Here is a 22,751-nt window from a genome sequence, read left to right on the forward strand (position 1 = left end):
TTATCCATTGGTCGAATCCCCGCCCATGTCCTCATATGAGGACAAGCAGAGGACACCAAGAGGCCGGAGCCACAATGCCCGGAAAGACGTGACCGGAGCGACTCGGGTCACTCTGAGCCCCCCCCCGCGGCATAGCCCCCCCCCCAGCAAGAGCTTCTCGAGCCGAACCCCTCGGCTTGGCTGGCACCCCAATCAAAATCCACCCCCTGAAAAACAAAACGGGAGCCCAAGGCTCCCGTTCCGTCTTACCGACTCAACCGTCAGGCACGCGGGAAAGCGGGCGGGTTGACGCCAGCCATCTCTTCCATCACGCGCACCACCTGGCAGCTGTAGCCGAACTCATTGTCGTACCAGACATAGAGAACGACACGGTTGTCGTTGCAGATGGTCGCTTCGGCATCCACCACGCCGGCGTGACGCGAGCCCACGAAGTCACTGGATACCACTTCCTGCGAGCTGACGAAGTCGATCTGCTTCTGCAGATCCGAGTGCATGGCCATCTGGCGCAGGTACTCGTTGATCTCCTCGCGGTTGGTGGCCTTCTCCAGGTTCAGGTTGAGAATGGCCATGGAGACGTTTGGCGTCGGAACACGGATGGCATTGCCGGTCAGCTTGCCTTTCAGTACCGGCAGCGCCTTGGCGGCGGCAGTGGCGGCACCGGTCTCGGTGATCACCATGTTCAGCGGAGCGCTGCGGCCACGACGACTTCCTTTGTGGAAGTTGTCGATCAGGTTCTGGTCGTTGGTGTAGGAGTGAACGGTTTCGACATGACCATTGACGATACCGAACTTGTCATTCACCGCCTTCAGCACCGGAACGATGGCGTTGGTGGTGCAGGACGCCGCGGAAACGATCTTGTCGTCGTCGGTGATTTCGGCATGGTTGATGCCATGCACGATATTCTTCAGGGCACCCTTGCCCGGAGCGGTCAATACGACACGAGCAATGCCCGGACACTTGAGGTGCTGACCGAGACCTTCGGCATCACGCCATTTGCCGGTGTTGTCCACCAGCAGGGCGTCCTTGATACCGTACTGGGTGTAATCCACCGAGGACGGGTCGTTGGAGTAGATTATCTGGATCAGGTTGCCGTTAGCGGTCAGGGTATTGTTCGCTTCGTCGATGGTAATGGTGCCGTCGAACGGACCATGCACGGAATCACGACGCAGCAGGCTGGCGCGCTTGACCAGATCGTTCTCGGCCCCCTTGCGCACGACGATGGCCCGCAGACGGAGCCCGTCGCCGCCACCAGTCTTCTCGATGAGGATGCGCGCCAGCAGGCGACCGATACGGCCGAAGCCGTACAGAACGACATCGGTGCCCTCGCGAGGAACGCTGTTCTGCTTGCCGACTACATCGGCCAGCTCATCACGCACGAACTGCTCGATATTGCGACCGTTACCTTCCGCCTTGAACTTGGCGACCATCTTGCCCAGGTCGACCGATGCGGCCCCCAGCTTGAGCTCGCTCATGATCTTCAGGATCGGGAACGTCTCGTGCACCGACAGCTCGGTCTCGTCCACCAGGCGGTGACGTGCGAAGCGGTGGGCCTTGAGAATCGCGATCACCGAGCGATTGATCAGGCCGCGGCCGTAAATCGACGTCACCACGTTGTTGTTACGGTAGAGCTGACCGATCAGCGGAATCATCGCTTCCGCAAGGGCTTCACGATCAATCCATTCACCGAGACACTGGTCGGGCTTCTGAGTCACGGGCAATACCTTCCACATGTAGGGGCTGAAAAAAGGGGCTACATTATGACGGCGCGCTCATTCGGCGGCAATCTGCAGCGGACGAAACACTGACAGCGAAACGGCCGGATAGTTACAATCGCTCCGGCCAAAACTAGACCGGAGTCACGACTGCACGTGTCCGTATCCGTACTGCGCCTCCCTACCCTGCCGGCTGCGACCGGTAAACAGCACTGGGGCAATCTGCCCGGTGCCGCCCTGTCCCTGGCCATTGCCGAAGCCGCCAGCGCGGCCAGACGCTTCACCCTGCTGCTCACCGCCGACAGCCAGAGCGCCGAGCGCCTGGAGCAGGAACTGGCCTTCTTCGCACCAAACCTGCCGGTACTGCATTTCCCAGACTGGGAAACGCTGCCCTACGATCTGTTTTCTCCGCACCAGGACATCATCTCGCAGCGCGTCGCCAGCCTGTATCGCCTTCCCGAGCTGAAGCACGGCGTCCTGGTAGTGCCGATCAGTACCGCCCTACATCGCCTGGCGCCGACCCGCTTCCTGCTCGGCTCGAGCCTGGTGCTGGACGTAGGGCAGAGGCTCGACGTCGAACAGATGCGCCTGCGCCTCGAGGCGGCCGGCTACCGATGCGTGGACACCGTCTACGAGCATGGCGAGTTCGCCGTGCGCGGCGCACTGATCGATCTGTTCCCCATGGGCAGCCCCCTGCCCTACCGCATCGACCTGTTCGACGATGAAATCGAAACGCTACGCACCTTCGATCCGGAAACCCAGCGCTCGATCGACAAGGTGGAATCCATCCGCCTGCTGCCCGCCCGCGAATTCCCGCTGGACAAGAAAGCCGTCACCGATTTCCGCGGGCGCTTTCGCGAGCGCTTCGACGTCGATTTCCGTCGCTGCCCGATCTACCAGGATCTTGCCAGCGGCATCACCCCGGCGGGCATCGAGTATTACCTGCCGTTGTTCTTCGAAGAGACAGCCACGCTCTTCGATTACCTGCCTCAGGACACCCAGGTCTTTTCCCTGCCCGGCATCGAACAGGCGGCGGAACAATTCTGGGTCGACGTTCGTAACCGCTACGAAGATCGCCGTGTCGACCCCGAGCGACCGATTCTGCCGCCAGCCGAGCTTTTCCTGCCGGTGGAAGATTGCTTCGCTCGCCTGAAGAGCTGGCCACGCATTGTCGCTGACCAGAAGGACATCGAGCCCGGCGTTGGCCGCGAACGCTTCCCTGCTCAACCGCTGCCCGAGCTGGCCATCGAGGCCAAGGCCAGCGAACCGCTCGGCGCCCTGCGCCGCTTCCTCGATCAATTCCCCGGACGCGTGCTGTTCACCGCCGAGTCCGCTGGCCGCCGCGAAGTCCTGCTGGAACTGCTGGCACGCCTGAAACTCAAGCCTCAGGAAGTCGACGGCTGGCCACAATTCCTGGAAAGCCAGGAACGCCTGGCCATCAGCATCGCACCGCTGGATGAGGGGCTTCTGCTCGACGAGCCGGCCGTTGCATTGGTCGCCGAAAGTCCATTGTTCGGCCAACGCGTCATGCAGCGCCGGCGCCGCGAAAAGAGCCGCGATGGTGGCGAGAACGTCATCAAGAACCTGACCGAGCTGCGCGAAGGCGCGCCGGTGGTACACATCGACCATGGCGTCGGCCGCTACCTGGGCCTGATCACCCTGGAAATCGACGGACAGAGCGCCGAATTCCTCGCCCTGCAATATGCCGACGAAGCCAAGCTCTATGTGCCGGTGGCCAGCCTGCACCTGATCGCCCGCTATACCGGCAGCGACGACGCTCTCGCTCCGCTGCACCGACTGGGCTCGGAGCAATGGCAGAAAGCCAAACGCAAAGCGGCCGAACAGGTGCGCGACGTCGCCGCCGAACTGCTCGATATCTACGCCCGTCGCGCCGCCCGCAAGGGCTATGCCTTCAAGGACCCGGCCGCCGACTACGCCACCTTCGCCGCCGGTTTCCCGTTCGAGGAAACCCCCGACCAGCAGGTCGCCATCGACTCGGTGCTCGCCGATATGCTGGCCGAGAAGCCGATGGATCGCCTGGTCTGCGGTGACGTGGGCTTCGGCAAGACCGAAGTCGCCATGCGTGCCGCCTTCGTCGCGGTACACAGCGGCAAGCAAGTGGCCGTGCTGGTACCGACCACCCTGCTCGCCCAACAGCACTACAACAGTTTTCGCGACCGGTTCGCCGACTGGCCGGTAACGGTGGAAGTGATGAGCCGCTTCAAGTCGGCCAAGGAAGTCGAAGGCGCAATACAACAGCTCGCCGAAGGCAAGGTGGATATCGTCATCGGCACCCACAAGCTGCTGCAGGACGACGTCAAGTTCAAGAACCTCGGGCTGGTGATCATCGATGAAGAGCACCGTTTCGGTGTTCGCCAGAAGGAACAGCTCAAGGCCCTGCGCAGCGAAGTCGACATTCTCACCCTCACCGCCACACCGATCCCCCGTACCCTGAACATGGCCGTGGCCGGCATGCGCGACCTGTCGATCATCGCCACCCCGCCCGCCCGGCGCCTGTCGGTGCGGACGTTCGTCATGGAGCAGCAGAACGCGGTGATCAAAGAAGCCCTGCTGCGCGAGCTGCTGCGCGGCGGCCAGGTCTATTACCTGCACAACGAGGTCAAGACCATCGAGAAATGCGCCCGCGACCTCGCCGAACTGGTGCCGGAGGCGCGTATCGCTGTCGGCCATGGGCAGATGCGCGAGCGCGAACTGGAACAGGTGATGAGCGACTTCTACCACAAGCGCTTCAACGTGTTGGTGGCGTCGACCATCATCGAGACCGGCATCGACGTGCCCAGCGCCAACACCATCATCATCGAACGTGCCGACAAGTTCGGCCTGGCCCAGCTGCACCAGCTCCGCGGCCGTGTCGGGCGCAGTCACCACCAGGCCTACGCCTATCTGCTGACACCACCCCGCAAGGCCATGACGCCGGATGCCGAGAAGCGCCTGGAAGCCATTGCCAATGCCCAGGATCTCGGCGCCGGCTTCGTTCTCGCCACCCATGACCTGGAAATCCGCGGCGCCGGCGAACTGCTCGGAGAGGGCCAGAGCGGGCAGATCCAGGCAGTCGGCTTCACGCTCTATATGGAAATGCTGGAGCGGGCGGTCAAGGCCATCCGCAAGGGCGAGCAGCCCAATCTGGAACAGCCGCTGGGTGCTGGTCCGGAGATCAATCTGCGCGTTCCGGCCTTGATCCCGGAGGATTACCTACCCGACGTGCATGCCCGCCTGATCCTCTACAAGCGCATCGCCTCGGCCACGGACGAAGACGGCCTGAAGGAGCTGCAAGTGGAGATGATCGACCGTTTCGGCCTGCTGCCGGAGGCGACCAAGAACCTGATGCGTCTGACCCTGCTCAAACTGCAGGCGGAGAAGCTCGGCATCCTCAAGGTCGACGCTGGCCCGCAAGGCGGACGCATCGAATTCGCCGCCGACACCGTGGTCGATCCGCTGGTGCTGATCAAGTTGATCCAAAGCCAACCCAATCGCTACAAGTTCGAAGGGGCCACCCTCTTCAAGTTCCAGGTGCCAATGGAGCGCCCGGAAGAGCGCTTCAATACCCTGGAGGCGCTGATCGAGCGCCTGACTCCACAATCCGCTTAAGGACCCGCCATGCCTGCGCTTCGCTACATCGCACTGTTGTTCATTTTCCTCGCGCCAACGGCCTTCGCCGACGGGCTCTACCAGGTCGAGCTGATCCTGTTCCGCCAGGCCGGCGAGACGATTCCCTCCAGCCAGCCCGCTCCCGAGGATTGGGCCGCCGGGGCACAACGTCTGGGAGCCGGCAGCGAACGAGCTACGGCTTTGAACAACGAAGCGGCCAAGCTCACCCCCGCCAACGGCTATCAGGTGCTGCTACACCAGGCCTGGCAACAGATGCTCGGCACTACGCCCAGCAAGATCATCGTCAGCACGGGGCAAGAGCAATTCGGGCACTTTCCGGTGGAGGGCACACTGTCGATGAACCAAAACCGCCTGGTGGATCTGGAAGCCGAGTTCTGGGTCAATCAATTCGATGCGGATGGCGTGCTGGTCGGCAGTGAATACATGAAGCAGGGCAGCCGGCTCAAGAACGGCGAACTGACCTATCTGGATCACGGCAGCCTGGGGCTGCTGATCCGCGTGTCCCCTCTCTGAGGCGAAAGAGGACGCAACTGCGGCAGCTCGGGCTCGAGCTGCCGAAACCTGGACCCTCGATCAGTCCGCCAGCACCCGCGCCAACACGGCCTTGACCTTCCCCATCCCCTCGTTCAGCGCGCGCTCGATCTCCGCCATGGTGATCAACGCTGCGGATTTGCCCGCCGCGGGGTTCACCACCAGCGCCAAGCAGGCGTAAGGCAGGGCCAACTCCCGCGCCAGCGCTGCCTCCGGCATGCCGGTCATTCCGACGATATCGCAGCCATCACGCTCCAGGCGGGTGATCTCGGCGACCGTTTCCAGCCGAGGTCCCTGGGTGCAGCCGTAGACGCCGTGGCCACTATAGGCACAACCTTCTGCCGCCAACGCCGCGACGAGCCGGCCGCGTAGCGTCTCGTCGTACGGATGACTGAAATCCACGTGGGTAACGTGTTCCAGCTCGCCCTCGTAAAAGGTATGCGCACGGCCCGAGGTGTAATCGATGATCTGATGCGGGACGCAGAAATGCCCGGTGCCCATCGCCGCATGGATACCGCCCACGGCGTTCACCGCGAGAATCGCGTTGGCTCCCGCCTGTTTCAGCGCCCAGAGGTTGGCCCGGTAATTGACCTGATGGGGCGGGATACGGTGCGGCTGGCCATGCCGTGCCAGGAACAGCACTTCGCGGCCGGCATACTCGCCACGCATGATGTCCGCAGACGGGGCGCCATAAGGCGTATCCATGGATTGGGCCTGGCGAATGGTCAGACCTTCCAGTTGGGTCAGGCCAGTGCCGCCGATAATGGCGTAGACAGTCATCGTTGTTATCGTCCTCAGTCGATCAATTGAGCATTCCGCAGGGCCGCCACGGCTGCCAGCCAGCGCGGATACTGCCGGTACTCGGTGGTTGCGAAGCCCCTTCCACGCATGCGTGCGAGACGTGCCGGGCGCTCGACCTTGAGCCGTTGCAACGCCTGCAGAGCCAACTCGGCAGAGCCCCGATCGTTACACACCAGTCCCATGTCGCACCCCGCACCTAACGCAGCCTCGATTCGATCGGCTGCATCGCCGACCACATGTGCGCCCGCCATCGACAGATCATCGCTGAAGATCACGCCGTCGAAACCTAGCTCGCCACGAAGAATGTCCTGCAGCCAGCGCCGCGAGAAACCCGCCGGCTTCCCATCTACTGCCGGGTAGATCACGTGGGCCGGCATCACGGCGGCCAATTGATCACACAAACGTGCGAACGGAACCAGATCGCACGCACGGATCTCATCCAGGTTGCGCTCGTCGACCGGTATCGCCACATGGGAGTCGGCTTCGGCCCATCCGTGGCCGGGGAAATGCTTGCCGGTCGTCGCCATGCCTGCTGCGTTCATACCCCGAATGAAGGCCCCGGCGAGTAGTGCTGCCCGCTCGGCATCCCCCTCGAAAGCACGGCTACCGACCACCGCACTGCGCTGGTGGTCCAGATCGAGAACCGGCGCAAAGCTGATATCCAGGCCCACCGCCAGCACTTCTGTCGCCATCAGCCAGCCACAGTGCTCGGCCAGAATCTCGGCGTCGGCGTTATCGGCAATCGCCCGCATCGCCGGCAGCCTCACGAAACCCTGGCGCAGGCGTTGAACACGTCCGCCCTCCTGGTCCACCGCGAGAAGAAGATCCGGTCGCACGGCGCGTATCGAAGCACAGAGTTCGCGTACCTGGCGCGGGTGCTCGATATTGCGGGCGAAGAGAATCAGGCCGCCGACCTCGGGTTGCCGCAACAGGCAACGATCCTCGGCAGTCAACCACGTGCCGGCGATATCCAGCATCAGGGAACCTTGCATGAATGGTCCTTAGTCAAGTTCGGCCTGGGCCCAGTCCGGGCAAGCCGCTTCATCGATACGTACCGGACAGTGCAGCGGCACGCGAGGGAATAGATCCAGGAGATCGGTGTTACGCAGGCGAATGCAGCCATGGGAGCGCGGCACGCCCATCGGCTCGCTGTCAGGCGTACCGTGGAGATAGATATAACGGCGAAAACTGTCTACGTGTCCCAGGCGATTCCGGCCGCGCTCGCAGCCACTGAGCCAGAGAATCCGGGTCAGTATCCAATCGCGGCCGGGAAACTGTTCGTGCAGCGCTGGCGACCAGACCTCGCCGGTCCAGCGCCGCCCTCTCAGCACGGCGCCGCATGGCAGCCCGTCCCCGATTTTCGCGCGAACCTGATGCAAGCCCCGCGGCGTACAACCGGAGCCATTCAACTCGCCAGCACCGTTCAAGGCCGTGGAAACAAGAAGACGCAACACCAACCGCCCCTCAGCGAAGCCATAAAGGCACTGATCGGCGATGGAAATGTGCAGGAAATCGAGGGTTCGCATGGGCGGCTAGCTTAGCCGATCAGGCCGGAGCCGCCCAGACGGATCAAACCTTGGCAGGCGCCGGGGCGGTCTTGCTGCGCGGCTTGAGTTGAGCGCTGGCCAGCTTTTCATCGGTCACCGCACTGTCAGCCCGCATGCCAGCGGCCAGGAACGGCACCATCAAGCGCATCACCTGCTCGATCGAGGTGTTCACGCCAAAATCATTCTCGGCGATGGCGCGCAGAGCCTTGATCCCGGACATACTGAACGCAGCGGCACCCAACATGAAGTGAACGCGCCAGAACAGTTCGATGGGCGGCATCTTCGGCGCGGCTTCGTGAACCAGCTGCATGTAGCGCCGAAATACCTTGCCGTACATGTCTTCCAGATAGCGACGCAAGTGCCCCTGGCTCTGGCTGAAAGCCAGGCCCAGAAGGCGCATGAAGATAGACAGATCGTTACCGCTGCGCGGCTTCACCGCCAAAGCCTGCTCGACCAGTATTTCCAGCAACTCTTCCAGGCTGGCATGGCTTTCCGGCTTGGTCTGGCGGCGATCCAGCTCACGCTCGAGGCTGAGGCAGAACGGCCCGAGGAACCGCGAGAAGACGGCCTGAATCAGGGCCTTCTTGGAGCCGAAGTGATAGTTCACCGCAGCCAGGTTGACCCCGGCCTTGCTGGTGATCAGGCGCAAGGAGGTTTCGGCGAAGCCTTTCTCCGCGAACAGCTGTTCCGCAGCATCCAGGATGCGTTCGACGGTTTCTGACTGTGCCATGGATCCTCCACCTGACAAACACTTGTTTGAAACATACGTTTCAGCGTACCGCCTTGTCAAGTCGCACGAGCCGACTTTTGGCCGGCCGGTCACGATTGGCGACGATCACCATCAGAACGACCGGACCGGTATGAACCGGCAAGCGAAGGATTGCCAAGCGCCGTTCACTGTATATAATCCCAGTCACTGTATAAAAAAACAGAGCCAAGACATGCTGAAACTGACGCCCCGCCAAGCCGAGATTCTCGCCTTCATCAAGCGTTGCCTGGAAGACAATGGCTATCCGCCCACCCGGGCCGAGATCGCCCAGGAGCTCGGTTTCAAGTCTCCCAATGCCGCCGAGGAACATCTCAAGGCCCTTGCCCGCAAAGGCGCCATCGAAATGACTCCCGGTGCCTCCAGAGGCATTCGCATCCCCGGCTTCGAGCCGAACAACAACGAGGAAGACGGCTTGCCGGTCATTGGCCGGGTCGCTGCCGGTGCGCCGATTCTAGCGCAACAGAATGTCGAAGAATCCTGCCGGATCAATCCGGATTTCTTCCATCCCCGCGCCGACTATCTGCTACGTGTCCGCGGCATGAGCATGAAGGACATCGGTATCTACGATGGCGACCTGCTGGCCGTGCATGCCACCCGTGAGGCCCGCAACGGCCAGGTCGTGGTCGCCCGCCTGGATGACGACGTCACGGTCAAGCGTTTCAAGCGCGAGGGCAACAAGGTCTGGCTCATCGCGGAAAACCCGGAATTCGCCCCTATCGAAGTCGATCTAGAACAGCAGAACCTGACGATCGAAGGCTTGAGTGTCGGCGTAATCCGCCGCTAAGGAGACGTTATGCAGTTCTCGCAGCCGCTTGACCTTCCCCAGCTCCCCCTGTTCGAGGCCTTTCTCGGCCAACCCGCCGCGCCATTACTGGCCGATGGAGCCGAGCCCCATTGGCCCGAACCCGAGGCCTTCAGCGAACTGTCGCTGAGCGGAGCGGCCGGGCACTGCCTCCATCTGTTGGCGCCCATCCTTCGGGAGCTGAGCGAAGAAACCGATCCACGCTGGCTTACGCTCATCGCTCCGCCTTCCAGCCTGACCCATAGCTGGCTGCGCGAAGCCGGTCTGAACCGTGAGCGGATTCTCCTGCTGCATCCACGCGGTCAGCAAACCAGCCTTGAACTGGCCTGCGAAGCCCTTCGCCTGGGCCGCAGCCACACTGTTGTCAGTTGGTTGAACCCGCTCGATCACAAGGCACGCCAGAACCTTGCCTCCGCCGCCCGCCTGGGTAGCGCACAAAGCCTGAATATTCGTCTGGGTTGATCACAGCGGCACACGGAGGTGCCACCCGCCTCGATGCAGCAAGGCGGTCAATGGGCAGGAAGCCTGGCTCAGTGCAGGACGCGAGGCCCTTCTTCATCCCGCTCGAAATCACCTTCGGCCAATCGGCCAGCCATCTGCACGCCAACGCTCAGCATGGCCTTGGCGACTTCCACATGGTGCCCCTGCAGGAAGGCCTTGGCATCTGCCGAGAAGTCGAGGATTACCAGCGCTTCCTCATCCTCCGCTCGGCGCAAGGCGATGCGCCCATCGGGCAGCTCAACGATTTCGAGGAAGGAAGTAGGCATAAGTCAATCTCAAGCAAAGGCCGGCCATTGTACCAGCCTGAAGGGATACGTCTCTAACCGTTCGGCTCAGCATTCTGTCAGCGTTTCACGGAAACGCAGCGCCAGACCTTTCAGTTGTTTGCGCCACTCCTCCAGCTCATCGCGACCGAGCGATGGCTCTTCCGCTTCCAGATCGACCGATTCGATCAATGGAACGGTCGGGTCGACCTTGGCCTTCTTCGGCGCCTGTGGCGGCTGAAATAGCGCAGCATAGGCCGCAAGGAGACGCCCAAGCCATGTTTCGGGTTGCTGCGCCAACTCCACCAACTCGGCCAGCTCAGGGCTGGGCGCGGCATTCAGGACCACCTGATTCAACAGCATATCGACCCTGGGCGCGCGCGCCTCGGGCAAACGATAGAAACCGGCAATTTCATGGCAAAGGCCCAGAACCGCGCCATACAGATGAAACAAGGCGGACTCGCGTTCAGCCTGGATCAGTGCCTGGGCGTTCATCGCCTGCCCGGTTTCGGCACGTTTCCACGCCTCAAGCGCCAGACCAGCGAAGTAGAGCTTCTGGTTCGTACGGGTATAAAGCTCATGGGCCATACAGCGCCTCCAGAGATACGCGCAAAGTGCCGGAGCAACTTACCGGACTATACGCGCCTCCGGCAGAAACCGGAGGCACGTTTTGTCCGATCAGCGCTTGTCTTCGACCTTCCAACGGCTACCGTCATAGAACGCACGCCAGCCGGTGGGCTTACCGTCGACCTCGGACTGTACGTACTGCTCTTTGCTCTTGCGGCTGAAACGGATTACCGCAGGACGGCCCTCCGGGTCCTTCTGTGGTGCATCCAGGAGGAAGTGATATTTCGGATCCAGTTCGTCCTTGTGCGGGATCAGCTCGCTGACCAGCGGTGCACGGGTTTCGCGGTTCTTCGGGAACTGACTGGCCGCCAGGAACAAACCGGACGCACCGTCGCGCAGCACATAGACGTCGTCGACCTTCTCGCACTTGAGCTCCGGCATCTTGATCGCGTCCATCTTCGGCGGCGCCGGCTCGCCGTTCTTCAGCAACTTGCGGGTGTTCTTGCAAGTGGGGTTGGTGCACCCGAAGAACTTGCCGAAGCGGCCGGTCTTCAACTGCATCTCGCTTCCACACTTGTCGCATTCGAGGCTCGGCCCTTCATAACCCTTGATACGGTACTGGCCCTGTTCGATCTCGTAGCCGCTGCAGTCCGGGTTATTGCCGCAGATGTGCAGCTTGCGCTTCTCGTCCAGCAGATAGGCATCCATCGCCGTCGAGCAGATCGGGCAACGATGCTTGCCCAACAGAACGCGGGATTCCGACTCGCCCTCGTCATCCGCCGCGATTTCGTCCCCCGGAATCAGGTTGATGGTCGCCTTGCAACGTTCTTTCGGCGGCAGGCTATAGCCCGAACAACCGAGGAAGACCCCGGTGGAGGCGGTACGAATCATCATCGGCCGCCCGCATTCGCGGCAGGGAATGTCGGTCAGTGTCGGCTGATTGGCCCGCATGCCCTTCTCGCTGGCCTCGGCGGTTTCCAGCTTTTTCCTGAAATCGGCATAGAACTCGTCGAGAAGGTGCTTCCAGTCACGCTCGCCCTGGGCAACGTCGTCCAGATGCTCTTCCATCCCGGCGGTAAAGCCGTAGTCCATGAGGTTGGAAAAGCTTTCGGAAAGACGGTCGGTCACGATATCGCCCATCTTCTCCGCGTAGAAACGACGGTTATGCACGGTAACGTAACCGCGTTCCTGGATGGTGGAAATGATCGCCGCGTAGGTCGACGGCCGGCCAATGCCCCGCTTTTCCAGCTCCTTGACCAGGCTGGCTTCGGAGTAGCGCGCCGGCGGCTTGGTGAAATGCTGGCTGGGATCGAGCTTGATCAGCTTGAGCATCTCGCTTTCGTTCATTTCCGGCAGCACGTCGTCTTCGCCCGGCTTGCTCTGCTGGGGCAGTACCCGGGTATAGCCGTCGAACTTAAGGATGCGACCCTTGGCACGCAGCTCGAAGTCGCCCGCCGCTACGCTGACGGTAGTCGATAGGTACTCGGCCGGCGGCATCTGGCAGGCGACGAACTGGCGCCAGATCAATTCGTAGAGGCGCTCGGCGTCACGCTCCATGCCGGACAGTTGATTCGGCCGCAGATTGACATCGGACGGACGGATCGCCTCGTGAGCCTCCTGAGCGCCTTCCTTGCTGGAATAGACATTCGGCTTCGCCGGCAGGTATTTCTGACCGAACTCGCCCTCGATGAAGCCCCGGACCATGCCGATGGCGTCCGCCGAAAGATTGGTCGAGTCGGTACGCATATAGGTGATATAGCCCGCCTCGTAGAGACGCTGGGCCATCATCATGGTCTTCTTCACGCCGAAGCCGAGACGGTTGCTCGCCGCCTGCTGCAGCGTGGAGGTGATGAACGGAGCCGACGGACGGCTGCTGGTCGGCTTGTCCTCGCGCTTGACCACGCGGTAGCTGGAAGCCTTGAGCTTCTCCAGCGCCGCCATGGCCTGGGCTTCGTTGAGCGGCTTGAAGGCCTCGCCCCTTTCGCGAACCACTTCGAAGCGGACCTGGGCATTCTTCGCCGTGGACAGGTCGGCATGCACTTCCCAGTACTCTTCCGGGACGAAGGCGCGGATTTCGCGCTCACGCTCCACCACCAACTTCACCGCGACCGACTGGACGCGGCCGGCGGAAAGACCGCGGGCGATCTTCTGCCAGAGCAACGGCGACACCATGTAGCCGACCACGCGGTCAAGGAATCGCCGCGCCTGCTGGGCGTTGACCCGATTGATGTCCAGATCGCCGGGTGCGGAGAACGCTTCCTGGATCGCCTTCTTGGTGATTTCGTTGAAAACCACGCGCTTGTAGCGGCTCTCGTCACCACCGATGGACTCGCGCAGGTGCCAGGCGATGGCCTCCCCTTCGCGGTCCAAGTCGGTTGCGAGGTAGATGGTGTCGGCATCCTTGGCAAGGCGGCGAAGCTCGTCGATCACCTTTTCCTTGCCCGGCAGAATTTCGTATTTGGCTTTCCAGCCGTGCTCGGGATCGACACCCATGCGCGAGAACAGCTGGCGCTTGGCCTTTTCTTTCGCCGACAACGCCGGAGCCTCGGCCGCAGTCTTGCCGCGCTTCGCCGGCTCCTTGCCATTGCTGGACGAACCGCTGGTGGGCAGGTCACGGATATGGCCGATGCTCGACTTCACCACGTACTGGCTGCCCAGGTACTTGTTGATGGTCTTGGCCTTGGCCGGGGATTCCACGATGACCAGCGATTTGCCCATGGATCGGAAAATTCCTGAATTCGGTAAATGAAAGGCGGGAGCCGCCTGGCGCGGCACCGCTATATATAGTGGTGGCCGAGGCAAGGTCAAGCGCCCCGGCTCGGCGATGGGAGGTCAAGGCTGCTCGAACAGCGCCTTTTCCGCCTTGATCAATGCAAAACGCGGAACGCTTTCACCATCCACCTCGACGGTCTCGGTGAACATGCGCAGCGGGCGCACCCAGAGCCCGTACTCGCCGTACAGCGCCTGGTATACCACCAGCTCTTCTTCCGTCTCGGAATGCCGGGCCACACCGAATACCCGATACTCGGGCCCTTTGTAATGGCGATAGAGGCCGGGTTGAACTCGCATCACGGATTCCCTCTTTGCACAAAAACAAAAGCCGGGGCACCAGGCCCCGGCTCTTACCACCGATTGCTTAGGACGCTCAGATGCGCTCGAAGACGGTGGTGATGCCCTGGCCAAGGCCTATGCACATGGTAGACACACCCAGAGTACCGCCGTTCTGCTTCATCACGTTCAGCAGGGTACCGGAGATACGCGCACCGGAACAACCGAACGGGTGACCCAGGGCGATGGCGCCGCCATGCAGATTGACCTTCTCTTCCATCTTGTCGAGCAGCTTGAGGTCCTTCAGCACCGGCAGGGCCTGAGCGGCAAAGGCTTCGTTCAGCTCGACGAAGTCGATGTCGTCGATGGTCAGTCCGGCACGCTTGAGTGCCTTCTGGGTCGACGGCACCGGACCGTAACCCATGATGGCCGGGTCGACACCCGCCACCGCCATGGCACGAACCACGGCCATCGGCTGGATGCCGAGGTCCTTGGCACGCTGGGCGGACATGACGATCATGCAGGACGCGCCGTCGGTGATCTGCGAAGAGGTGCCCGCAGTCACGGTACCGCCCTTCGGATTGAAGGCCGGCTTCAGTTGCGCCAGGCTTTCCAGGGTAGTGTCGGGACGAATGGTCTCGTCGTAGTCGAACACCTTCAGGAAGCCGTTCTCGTCGTAGCCCTGCATCGGGATGATTTCATCCTTGAACTTACCCTCGACGGTGGCTTTATGCGCCAGGCGGTGCGAACGCTCACCGAAGGCGTCCTGCTGCTCACGGCTGATGCCATGCATCTTGCCGAGCATTTCGGCAGTCAGGCCCATCATGCCGGACGCTTTGGCGGCGTACAGCGACAGGTGCGGGTTCGGATCGACACCGTGCATCATGCCGACGTGGCCCATGTGCTCCACGCCACCGATGACGAACACATCGCCGTTGCCGGTCTGGATCGCCTGCACGGCAGTGTGCAGGGCGCTCATGGACGAACCGCACAGGCGGCTGACGGTCTGGCCAGCGCTGGTATGCGGAATCTGGGTCATCAGCGACGCCATGCGGGCGATGTTCCAACCCTGCTCCAGGGTCTGGTTCACGCAGCCCCAGATCACGTCTTCCACTTCCGCCGGGTTGACCAGCGGGTTGCGCTCCAGCAGCTTGCTGATCAGATGCGCCGACATGTTCTCGGCACGGGTGTTGCGGTGCATGCCGCCCTTGGAACGACCCATCGGGGTACGACCGAAGTCGACGATGACGGCATCTCTCGGATTCAGGCTCATAGTTCTACTCTCGCTCTCATCTGTCCGCGATTAACCGAAGAAGCTCTGGCCCTTGGCGGCCATTTCACGCAGCTTCGCGGTCGGGTGGTACAGCGGACCCAGGTCGGCGTACTTATCGGCCAGGGCCACGAATTCGGCTACACCGATGGAATCGACGTAGCGCAGCGCACCCCCACGGAAGGGCGGGAAGCCGATGCCGTAGATCAGGCCCATGTCAGCTTCGGCAGCCGTTTCGACGATGCCGTCTTCCAGGCAGCGGACGGTTTCCAGGCACAGCGGGATCATCATGAAGTTGACGATGTCCTCGTCAGTCAGCTCGCGCTGCTCGCGGACGATCGGCTTGAGCACTTCGTAGGCCTGCGGATCGGAGACCTTCTTCGGCTTGCCGCGCTTGTCGGTTTCGTAGGCGTAGAAGCCCTTGCCATTCTTCTGACCCAGGCGATTGGCTTCGTACATCACGTCAACGGCAGTCTTGCCCTCGACAGCCATGCGATCCGGGAAGCCTTCGGCCATCACGTCGCGGCCATGGTGGCCGGTGTCGATACCGACCACGTCGGACAGGTAGGCCGGGCCCATGGGCCAACCGAATTTCTCCATCACCTTGTCGATGCGAACGAAATCGATGCCCAGCTCCAGCAACTTGGCGAAACCGCCGAAGTACGGGAACAGCACGCGGTTAACCAGGAAGCCGGGGCAATCGTTGACCACGACCGGGGTCTTGCCCATCTTCTTGGCGTAGGCAACGGTAGTGGCGATAGCGGTTTCGCCGGTCTTCTCGCCACGGATCACTTCCACCAGCGGCATCATGTGCACCGGGTTGAAGAAGTGCATGCCGCAGAAGTTTTCCGGACGCTTGAGCGCCTGGGCCAGCAGGCTGATGGAAATGGTCGAGGTGTTGGAAGTGAGGATCGCGTCCTCCTTCACCAGCCCTTCCACTTCCGACAGCACGGCCTGCTTGACCTTCGGGTTCTCAACCACGGCCTCGACCACGATGTCGACGGTGCCGAAATCGCCGTAGGACAGGGTCGGACGGATTGCGTTGAGCGCCTGAGCCATCTTCTCGGGAGACAGGCGGCCTTTCTCGACGCGCTTGCCGAGCAGCTTGGAGGCTTCGCCGAGGCCGAGCTGGATGGCTTCTTCGCGGATGTCCTTCATCAGGATCGGCGTGCCCTTGACGGCGGACTGGTAGGCAATGCCACCGCCCATGATGCCGGCGCCGAGCACGGCGGCCATCTTCACGTCCTTGGCCAGCTCGTCGTACTTCTTGGATTTCTTCTTCAGTTCCTGGTCGTTCAGGAACAGGCCGATCAGGCTTTCCGCAACAGAGGTCTTGGCCAGCTTGACGAAACCGGCGGCCTCGACTTCCAGCGCCTTGTCACGGGTGAAGTTGGCGGCCTTCTGGATGGTCTTGATCGCCTCGACCGGCGCCGGGTAGTTCGGACCGGCCTGGCCGGCGACGAAGCCCTTGGCGGTTTCGAATGCCATCATCTGTTCGATGGCATTCAGCTTGATCTTTTCCAGTTTCGGCTGGCGCTTGGCCTTATAGTCCAGCTCGCCGGAGATGGCGCGCTTGATCAGATCAACGGCAGCGGCTTGCAGCTTGTCGGCGGCGACCACGGCATCGACGGCACCCACTTTCAGCGCGTCTTCGGCCTTGTTTTCCTTACCGGAAGCGATCCACTCGATGGCGTTGTCGGTGCCGATCACGCGCGGCAGGCGAACGGTGCCACCGAAGCCCGGGTAGATGCCCAGCTTGACTTCCGGCAGGCCGACCTTGGCGCTGTCCGCCATGACGCGGTAGTCGCAGGCCAGGCACATCTCGAAACCGCCGCCGAGGGCGATGCCATTGATGGCGACGACCGTGGGCACCCCGAGGTCTTCGAAATCGCTGAAGATCTTGTTGGCTTCGAGGTTACCGGCAACCAGCTCTTCGTCGGGCAGCTTGAAGTTGTCGACGAACTCGGTGATGTCGGCGCCGACGATGAACACGTCCTTGCCGCTGGCGACGACCACGCCTTTGATCGAACCGTCCGCCTTGATGGCATCCACGGATTCGCGCAGCTCGTTCAGGGTGAGACGGTTGAATTTGTTGACGGACTCACCCTTGAGGTCGAAGTTCAATTCGACGATGCCGCCCTCAAGAGCCTTAACCGTGATGGCTTTACCTTCGTAAATCATCAACTGATCTCCACGGTATGGAAGCTGAACAGTGCACATCGGACACCAGCCGCGGACTTACCTGCGGTGCAGCCGGAGCATAGCCCCGAACTGTCTGGTACACCCGCCGACGTGATAATCGGGTTTTGTTTTAGAGCCGCCGCCTGGGGCAAACGCTCAATTCATACGCCCGTTTGATTTGGGTGTGCACACCATCGGGTAAAAACCGACCGTTGTCAATCGGAGGGCGCCACCGCTGTGCGCCCGCTTGTGACCGACAACAGAGTCGCTAGGGCTCTGGATAGCGGCATTCACGAGACCTATGGGCATACATTCGCCAGCCCCACCGATACTGGCACCCTGCCCGCCCGCTAGCTGGTCAAACCTGCCGGCTACGGGTAGAGTCGCCCCGCACGGCCCGCCCAGGCCCGCGAACAGAAGAACAACAAACGAGAATCAACGGGCCAACGGAGTCGTCCATGCCGAACCGTCTGCGCACTTTTTCATTGAGCGCCCTCCTTGCCCTCTGTCTGGCTCTGCCCGCCTGGGCGGCCGACCCGAGCGCCACGTTGCTCGACCTGCATCAGCAACGCCTCGCCACCCAACGAAGCCTGGCGGCGTTCTTCATGTTCAATGGCATGGAAGGCGACCAGCGCTACGCGCGCATGATCGATGAATCGCTGCAACTGGCCCGCAGCCGCCTCGACAAGCTGGGCGAACTGCCCGGCGAAAGCTCGAAAGCGCTCGCCACCCGCCTCGCCCAGGAATGGCAAGGCTATGAGAACGACCTCAAGACGCTGGTCAGTACGCTGAAAACCCAGGGGTTCACCGACCTCCAGCCGGTCGCCGACCTGGCCGAACGCAATCGGCAACTGATGGAACTGAGCGGGGAGCTGCATGCCAGAATCCAGCGGGAGAGCGCCTTCAGCGTTCCGCCATTGACCCAGCAAAGCCGCGAGCAGAGCCTGCTGATGCAGGACATCGCCCTGGACTACGCGTCACGCAGCGCGTCAGTCGGGGCAACATTCTTCGGCGGCAACGAGGGCAAGGCGATCGATGAACTGGCCGAACAGTTCTCGGCCGGGCTCGCGCGCCTGGAGGAGGCGCCGGCTAACACCGCGGAAACCCGACAGGGCTTGCAGGCCGTCGGCACGAAATGGCGTTACATCGAGAAGTCGCTGAAAAACTACAATGAAAACAGCGTTCCTTTCGTCATCAGCAAATATTCGGATCGAATTATCGAAGCGCTTGAAGTACTCTCTGCCCAATATGCCGCGCAAAGCCTGTGAACCCGGCCCGGCGCAACACGATTTCCGGCCTGTCTGGCCATACGCTACGGCCCGGTGCAACCCACCGGGCTTTTTTCTGCGCCTCAGGCGAGCGCAGCCAGCACATCCGCAACCCGTTGCAACGCCTCCGCATCGCCCCGCTCGCCCCAACAGAGGGCTATCATCTGCGAATTCGCTTCGATCTTGTAAACATCCATCGGAAGCTCAGCCAGCCGCCCCGCCAACGCCTCGTCCGCGCAAGGTTCGCGCCACTGATTCAGCCATTCGCCGGATTCGGATCGCCAGAAACACCAACTGTCCCCACGACCGGCGCGGCGCGGACGGTGATACTGCGGGCACGGGTTCGGCGGCTGCCGGCCCAGCCAGTGCGGCCATTCCTGGCGCGACAACTGCATCGCCAGGCCCATCCGGCGCGCAGCCAGGCGCATTTCCATCTGCCCCCGCTGGCGGTGCGAAGGCAGCAGCCAGGCAAGCGGACTGAGCAGGAGAGCCAGGAGTACGAGAGTCAACCAGAGCGTCACGACGGAAATCCTTGTTACCCGAAAGCTGTTACAAGCAGCCAATACAGCCATACTTGTGATTAATCCCCACACTTTGGAGGAGAACTTCGCCATGACCTACCAGCACATTCTGGTCGCCGTCGACCTGACCGAGGAATGCCACCCGGTGGTGATACGCGCCCAGGCCCTGGCCAACAGTTGCCAGGCCCGTCTGTCCCTGGTGCACATCGTGGAGCCCATGGCCATGGCGTTCGGCGGCGATGTCCCCATGGACCTGTCGATGTTGCAGCAGCAGCAGTTCGAACAGGCCCGCGAACGCCTCAATACCTTTGCCGGTCGCTATCCCGAGCTGACCGCCGACCAGCGCCATCTCGCCTATGGCCAACCGCGCCAGGAAATCCATCGCCTGGCCACCGAACAGGGCTGCGACCTGATCGTGGTAGGCAGCCACGGCCGGCACGGCCTCGCCCTGCTGCTGGGCTCCACCGCCAATGACGTCCTGCATGGCGCACCCTGCGACGTGCTTGCCGTGCGTCTGAAGAAACCCGAGTGAGGTTCCGGCGGGCAGGCTCGCCCTGCCCGCACGGCCGAGATTATTCGAGAAGGTCCCCCGGGCTCATCAGCAACGGCCGGATCTTCTGCAGCTGGGTTTCCAGCGAATAGGTCATGCTCGACGACATCGAGAAGAAGGTCAGGAACGCCTTGAGGTTCGAGTCGCCTTCGCAGGTGTCGTGGATGCGCTGCCAGAACGCCTGGTTGACCAGTTGCAACTGCTGGAACAGGCGTACGAGGCCTTTCAGTTCCCAGTCCGCATGGCGGCCTTCGCGGTAGTTGAAGTACTGCCGCGCCAGGTACAGGGAAACCGTGCGCAGGATGAATTCCTGGTTGCTGGCGAATGGCAGGTGATGCTGCGCCATCGGCTTCAACCGGCCGAGCACCGGGCAGGAGCTGGTGGCCATGATCACCCCGAGCAGTGCCCGCAACCCCTCTTCCAAGCCGACCAGCTTGCTGTACTCGCGCTCCGGCGTGCGCACCCAGACCTGCGCCTTGGTAATGGCCGGCAGGCCGTGGAAGTCCTCGATGACCCGGTACAGGTCCACCGCCGCGGGGCAATGGCTGAACTGCTCCTTATTCAGCGGGCAGTTGCTGCACTGCTGGTAATCCAGGCGCGTCCACTTCGGCGCGATGGCGGCACGCTCCTGGTCGTACTGGCGATCCAACTCGATCCGATAGCTGAACTCATGTTCGTCATCGAGCGTGATGCGATATTCGATGGCCATAACCGTTCCCTGATCACTCCTCCAGTTCAGCCCAGCGTTCCAGCAGGGCATCCAAATCGCGCTGCAGGCTCTCCATCCGACCCAGGACCGCCCCGGTTTCCGCCGACGGCTTCTGGTAGAACGCCGGGTCGGCGATCTGGCCCTGCAACACGGCAAGCTCGGCCTCCAGGGCATCGATCTGTCCGGGAATCGCTTCCAGCTCGCGCTGCAACTTATAACTCAGCTTCTTCCGGGCCGGCGCCGCCGTCTCGCTCGACGCGGCGGCCGGTGCCTCTGTCTTCGCCGGCGCAGCGGCTTTCTCCGGCTTGGCTTCGCCCACACCCAGCAGACGCGGCGAACCGCCCTGGCGCAGCCAGTCCTGGTAACCGCCGACATACTCGCGGACACGCCCCTCGCCTTCGAACACCAGGGTGCTGGTCACGACGTTATCGAGGAACGCCCGGTCGTGGCTGACCATCAGCACAGTGCCCTGGAAACCGAGCAGCACTTCTTCGAGCAACTCCAGGGTTTCCACGTCGAGATCGTTGGTCGGTTCGTCCAGCACCAGCAGGTTGGCCGGCTTGCTGAACAGCTTGGCCAGCAACAGGCGTGCCCGCTCGCCACCGGACAGTGCCTTCACTGGTGTGCGGGCGCGCTGCGGGCTGAACAGGAAATCGCCGAGATAGCTGAGTACATGGCGGTTCTGGCCGTCGATGGTGATGAACTCGCGCCCTTCGGCGAGGTTATCGATGACCGTCTTCTCCGGCTCCAACTGGTGACGCAACTGGTCGAAATAAGCCACTTCCAGGCGGGTACCGGCCTGGATGGTGCCACTGGTCGGTTGCAACTCGCCGAGCAGCAACTTGAGCAGCGTGGTCTTGCCGGTACCGTTGGCGCCCAGCAGGCCGATCCGGTCGCCACGCTGGATGACGATGGAGAAATCACGGACCAGCGGCTCGCCGCCCGGATGGGCGAAGCTCACATGTTCGGCGACGATCACCTGCTTGCCGGACTTGTCCGCCGCTTCCAGCTGGATGTTGGCCTTGCCCTGGCGCTCGCGCCGCTCGCTGCGCTCGGCGCGCATCGCCTTCAACGCGCGAACACGGCCTTCGTTACGGGTCCGGCGGGCCTTGATGCCCTGGCGTATCCACACTTCCTCCTGGGCCAGACGCTTGTCGAACAGCGCATTGGCGGTTTCTTCCGCCGCCAGTTGCTGTTCCTTGTGCACCAGGAAGCTGGCGTAGTCGCCGTTCCAGTCGATCAGATGGCCGCGATCCAGTTCGAGGATGCGGGTAGCCAGGTTCTGCAGGAAAGCGCGGTCGTGGGTGATGAACAGCACGGCTCCCTGGAAACCGAGCAGCGCCTCTTCCAGCCAGGCGATGGCGCCGATGTCGAGGTGGTTGGTCGGTTCGTCGAGCAGCAGCAGATCCGGTTCGGCGACCAGCGCCTGGGCCAGCAGGACACGCCGGCGCCAGCCGCCGGACAGCTCCGCCAGGGTCTTGTCCGCCGGCAGTTGCAGGCGGCTCAGGGTACTGTCCACCAGTTGCTGAAGACGCCAGCCATCCTTCGCCTCCAGTTCGTGCTGGACCTGGGTGAGCTTCTGCAGATCGGCGTCGTCGCGGATGTTCTGGCTGAGGTGGTGATATTGCGCGAGCAACTCGCCGACGCCCGCAAGCCCCTCGGCCACCACGTCGAACACAGTACGCTCGTCGGCCCGCGGCAGTTCCTGCGGCAGCTCGCCGATCTTCAGCCCCGGCGCCCGCCAGATTTCGCCATCGTCGGCGGCCTGGTCACCCTTGACCAAGCGCAGCAAGCTCGACTTGCCGGTACCGTTGCGCCCAATGATGCAGACCCGCTCGCCCCGGGCGATCTGCCAGGACACATGGTCCAGCAGGGGCATGGCACCATAGGCGAGGGATACATCGGCGAACTTGAGCAGAGTCATGGGCATCTCCTGAAACAGGGCGCGCATTCTACCCGAGTTGAAGGGTCGACAGACCGGCTTTTCTCCGCCGAGGAACGCTTTCACCTCCCCCTGGCAACGGCTAAGCTAGGGCTGTCTGCGCCCTCGGTGGCGCTCCTTTGGTTATCCGTTCGGAAGT

General features: G+C 62.3%; 20 protein-coding genes. 6 read left to right on the top strand and 14 right to left on the bottom strand.

The window, feature by feature from the left end:
- Window positions 1-260: 260 nt before the first annotated feature.
- Window positions 261-1,730 (bottom strand): glyceraldehyde-3-phosphate dehydrogenase, encoded by a 1,470-nt coding sequence (locus PIN01S_RS04945; protein ID WP_084334033.1) that lies wholly within the window; start codon window positions 1,728-1,730, stop codon window positions 261-263.
- A 138-nt stretch (window positions 1,731-1,868) separates the two neighbouring features.
- On the opposite strand from PIN01S_RS04945, the gene mfd reads away from it, so the two are divergent.
- Both mfd and PIN01S_RS04955 read left to right on the top strand, forming a co-directional pair.
- Window positions 1,869-5,321 (top strand): transcription-repair coupling factor, encoded by a 3,453-nt coding sequence (gene mfd / locus PIN01S_RS04950; protein WP_084334034.1) that lies wholly within the window; start codon window positions 1,869-1,871, stop codon window positions 5,319-5,321.
- A 9-nt stretch (window positions 5,322-5,330) separates the two neighbouring features.
- The gene (locus PIN01S_RS04955) at window positions 5,331-5,855 is read left to right on the top strand and encodes a CsiV family protein (protein WP_084334035.1); all 525 of its coding nucleotides are present in this window, start codon (window positions 5,331-5,333) and stop codon (window positions 5,853-5,855) included.
- Window positions 5,856-5,915: 60 nt separating this feature from the next.
- On the opposite strand, the gene PIN01S_RS04960 is transcribed toward PIN01S_RS04955, so the two are convergent.
- From PIN01S_RS04960 to PIN01S_RS04975, 4 genes are read right to left on the bottom strand one after another with little or no spacing between them, the layout of a single operon-like run.
- Window positions 5,916-6,653, bottom strand: coding sequence for an S-methyl-5'-thioinosine phosphorylase (locus PIN01S_RS04960; RefSeq protein ID WP_084334036.1), 738 nt, complete (start codon window positions 6,651-6,653; stop codon window positions 5,916-5,918).
- Between the two features lie 14 nt (window positions 6,654-6,667).
- Window positions 6,668-7,666, bottom strand: a complete 999-nt coding sequence (nagZ, locus tag PIN01S_RS04965) for a beta-N-acetylhexosaminidase (protein WP_084334037.1) — start codon at window positions 7,664-7,666, stop codon at window positions 6,668-6,670.
- A 9-nt stretch (window positions 7,667-7,675) separates the two neighbouring features.
- The gene (locus PIN01S_RS04970) at window positions 7,676-8,200 is read right to left on the bottom strand and encodes a L,D-transpeptidase (RefSeq protein ID WP_084334038.1); all 525 of its coding nucleotides are present in this window, start codon (window positions 8,198-8,200) and stop codon (window positions 7,676-7,678) included.
- A gap of 43 nt (window positions 8,201-8,243) precedes the next feature.
- Window positions 8,244-8,951, bottom strand: a complete 708-nt coding sequence (locus PIN01S_RS04975; RefSeq protein WP_084334039.1) for a TetR/AcrR family transcriptional regulator — start codon at window positions 8,949-8,951, stop codon at window positions 8,244-8,246.
- A 211-nt stretch (window positions 8,952-9,162) separates the two neighbouring features.
- On the opposite strand from PIN01S_RS04975, the gene lexA reads away from it, so the two are divergent.
- Window positions 9,163-9,774: a transcriptional repressor LexA gene (gene lexA / locus PIN01S_RS04980; protein WP_084334040.1), complete on the top strand. Its 612-nt coding sequence runs from the start codon at window positions 9,163-9,165 to the stop codon at window positions 9,772-9,774.
- A 9-nt stretch (window positions 9,775-9,783) separates the two neighbouring features.
- Window positions 9,784-10,254, top strand: coding sequence for an SOS-induced cell division inhibitor SulA (gene sulA / locus PIN01S_RS04985; RefSeq protein ID WP_084334041.1), 471 nt, complete (start codon window positions 9,784-9,786; stop codon window positions 10,252-10,254).
- Between the two features lie 68 nt (window positions 10,255-10,322).
- On the opposite strand, the gene PIN01S_RS04990 is transcribed toward sulA, so the two are convergent.
- The 6 genes from PIN01S_RS04990 to fadB all read right to left on the bottom strand — a co-directional run bounded on the left by PIN01S_RS04990 (window position 10,323) and on the right by fadB (window position 17,622).
- Window positions 10,323-10,559 (bottom strand): hypothetical protein, encoded by a 237-nt coding sequence (locus PIN01S_RS04990; protein ID WP_084334042.1) that lies wholly within the window; start codon window positions 10,557-10,559, stop codon window positions 10,323-10,325.
- A 66-nt stretch (window positions 10,560-10,625) separates the two neighbouring features.
- On the bottom strand, window positions 10,626-11,144 hold the full coding sequence (locus PIN01S_RS04995; protein WP_084334043.1) for a DUF6586 family protein: 519 nt from the start codon (window positions 11,142-11,144) through the stop codon (window positions 10,626-10,628).
- Window positions 11,145-11,234: 90 nt separating this feature from the next.
- A complete protein-coding gene (gene topA / locus PIN01S_RS05000; RefSeq protein ID WP_084334044.1) occupies window positions 11,235-13,841 on the bottom strand; it encodes a type I DNA topoisomerase in 2,607 nt (868 codons plus the stop codon).
- Window positions 13,842-13,955: 114 nt separating this feature from the next.
- On the bottom strand, window positions 13,956-14,192 hold the full coding sequence (locus PIN01S_RS05005) for a DUF1653 domain-containing protein (protein WP_084334045.1): 237 nt from the start codon (window positions 14,190-14,192) through the stop codon (window positions 13,956-13,958).
- Between the two features lie 76 nt (window positions 14,193-14,268).
- Window positions 14,269-15,444 (bottom strand): acetyl-CoA C-acyltransferase FadA, encoded by a 1,176-nt coding sequence (fadA, locus tag PIN01S_RS05010; protein ID WP_084334046.1) that lies wholly within the window; start codon window positions 15,442-15,444, stop codon window positions 14,269-14,271.
- Between the two features lie 30 nt (window positions 15,445-15,474).
- Entirely contained in the window at window positions 15,475-17,622 is a 2,148-nt protein-coding gene (gene fadB / locus PIN01S_RS05015; protein WP_084334047.1) for a fatty acid oxidation complex subunit alpha FadB, read from the bottom strand.
- Window positions 17,623-18,080: 458 nt separating this feature from the next.
- Here fadB and PIN01S_RS05020 point away from each other — a divergent pair, with 458 nt between their 5' ends.
- The gene (locus PIN01S_RS05020) at window positions 18,081-18,890 is read left to right on the top strand and encodes a hypothetical protein (RefSeq protein WP_084334048.1); all 810 of its coding nucleotides are present in this window, start codon (window positions 18,081-18,083) and stop codon (window positions 18,888-18,890) included.
- Window positions 18,891-18,973: 83 nt separating this feature from the next.
- On the opposite strand, the gene PIN01S_RS05025 is transcribed toward PIN01S_RS05020, so the two are convergent.
- Complete coding sequence (locus PIN01S_RS05025; RefSeq protein WP_084334049.1) at window positions 18,974-19,411, bottom strand: hypothetical protein; 438 nt, start codon at window positions 19,409-19,411, stop codon at window positions 18,974-18,976.
- Between the two features lie 91 nt (window positions 19,412-19,502).
- Here PIN01S_RS05025 and PIN01S_RS05030 point away from each other — a divergent pair, with 91 nt between their 5' ends.
- A complete protein-coding gene (locus PIN01S_RS05030) occupies window positions 19,503-19,943 on the top strand; it encodes a universal stress protein (RefSeq protein ID WP_084334050.1) in 441 nt (146 codons plus the stop codon).
- A 40-nt stretch (window positions 19,944-19,983) separates the two neighbouring features.
- Here PIN01S_RS05030 and PIN01S_RS05035 read toward each other — a convergent pair whose 3' ends face one another.
- A complete protein-coding gene (locus PIN01S_RS05035; RefSeq protein WP_084334051.1) occupies window positions 19,984-20,670 on the bottom strand; it encodes a DUF6901 family protein in 687 nt (228 codons plus the stop codon).
- A 13-nt stretch (window positions 20,671-20,683) separates the two neighbouring features.
- A complete protein-coding gene (locus PIN01S_RS05040) occupies window positions 20,684-22,594 on the bottom strand; it encodes an ATP-binding cassette domain-containing protein (protein WP_084334052.1) in 1,911 nt (636 codons plus the stop codon).
- Window positions 22,595-22,751 lie beyond the last annotated feature (157 nt).

The sequence above is a fragment of the Pseudomonas indica NBRC 103045 genome, assembly GCF_002091635.1.
GTDB classification, from domain to species: domain Bacteria; phylum Pseudomonadota; class Gammaproteobacteria; order Pseudomonadales; family Pseudomonadaceae; genus Pseudomonas_M; species Pseudomonas_M indica.

Excerpts from the sequence above, each read along its gene's own strand:
- PIN01S_RS04945 (WP_084334033.1), bottom strand. The coding sequence starts at position 1,730 with ATGTGGAAGGTATTGCCCGTGACTCAGAAGCCCGACCAGTGTCTCGGT.
- PIN01S_RS04955 (WP_084334035.1), top strand. The coding sequence starts at position 5,331 with ATGCCTGCGCTTCGCTACATCGCACTGTTGTTCATTTTCCTCGCGCCA.
- PIN01S_RS04960 (WP_084334036.1), bottom strand. The coding sequence starts at position 6,653 with ATGACTGTCTACGCCATTATCGGCGGCACTGGCCTGACCCAACTGGAA.
- nagZ (WP_084334037.1), bottom strand. The coding sequence starts at position 7,666 with ATGCAAGGTTCCCTGATGCTGGATATCGCCGGCACGTGGTTGACTGCC.
- PIN01S_RS04970 (WP_084334038.1), bottom strand. The coding sequence starts at position 8,200 with ATGCGAACCCTCGATTTCCTGCACATTTCCATCGCCGATCAGTGCCTT.
- PIN01S_RS04975 (WP_084334039.1), bottom strand. The coding sequence starts at position 8,951 with ATGGCACAGTCAGAAACCGTCGAACGCATCCTGGATGCTGCGGAACAG.
- lexA (WP_084334040.1), top strand. The coding sequence starts at position 9,163 with ATGCTGAAACTGACGCCCCGCCAAGCCGAGATTCTCGCCTTCATCAAG.
- sulA (WP_084334041.1), top strand. The coding sequence starts at position 9,784 with ATGCAGTTCTCGCAGCCGCTTGACCTTCCCCAGCTCCCCCTGTTCGAG.
- PIN01S_RS04990 (WP_084334042.1), bottom strand. The coding sequence starts at position 10,559 with ATGCCTACTTCCTTCCTCGAAATCGTTGAGCTGCCCGATGGGCGCATC.
- PIN01S_RS04995 (WP_084334043.1), bottom strand. The coding sequence starts at position 11,144 with ATGGCCCATGAGCTTTATACCCGTACGAACCAGAAGCTCTACTTCGCT.
- topA (WP_084334044.1), bottom strand. The coding sequence starts at position 13,841 with ATGGGCAAATCGCTGGTCATCGTGGAATCCCCGGCCAAGGCCAAGACC.
- PIN01S_RS05005 (WP_084334045.1), bottom strand. The coding sequence starts at position 14,192 with ATGCGAGTTCAACCCGGCCTCTATCGCCATTACAAAGGGCCCGAGTAT.
- fadA (WP_084334046.1), bottom strand. The coding sequence starts at position 15,444 with ATGAGCCTGAATCCGAGAGATGCCGTCATCGTCGACTTCGGTCGTACC.
- fadB (WP_084334047.1), bottom strand. The coding sequence starts at position 17,622 with ATGATTTACGAAGGTAAAGCCATCACGGTTAAGGCTCTTGAGGGCGGC.
- PIN01S_RS05020 (WP_084334048.1), top strand. The coding sequence starts at position 18,081 with ATGCCGAACCGTCTGCGCACTTTTTCATTGAGCGCCCTCCTTGCCCTC.
- PIN01S_RS05030 (WP_084334050.1), top strand. The coding sequence starts at position 19,503 with ATGACCTACCAGCACATTCTGGTCGCCGTCGACCTGACCGAGGAATGC.
- PIN01S_RS05035 (WP_084334051.1), bottom strand. The coding sequence starts at position 20,670 with ATGGCCATCGAATATCGCATCACGCTCGATGACGAACATGAGTTCAGC.
- PIN01S_RS05040 (WP_084334052.1), bottom strand. The coding sequence starts at position 22,594 with ATGACTCTGCTCAAGTTCGCCGATGTATCCCTCGCCTATGGTGCCATG.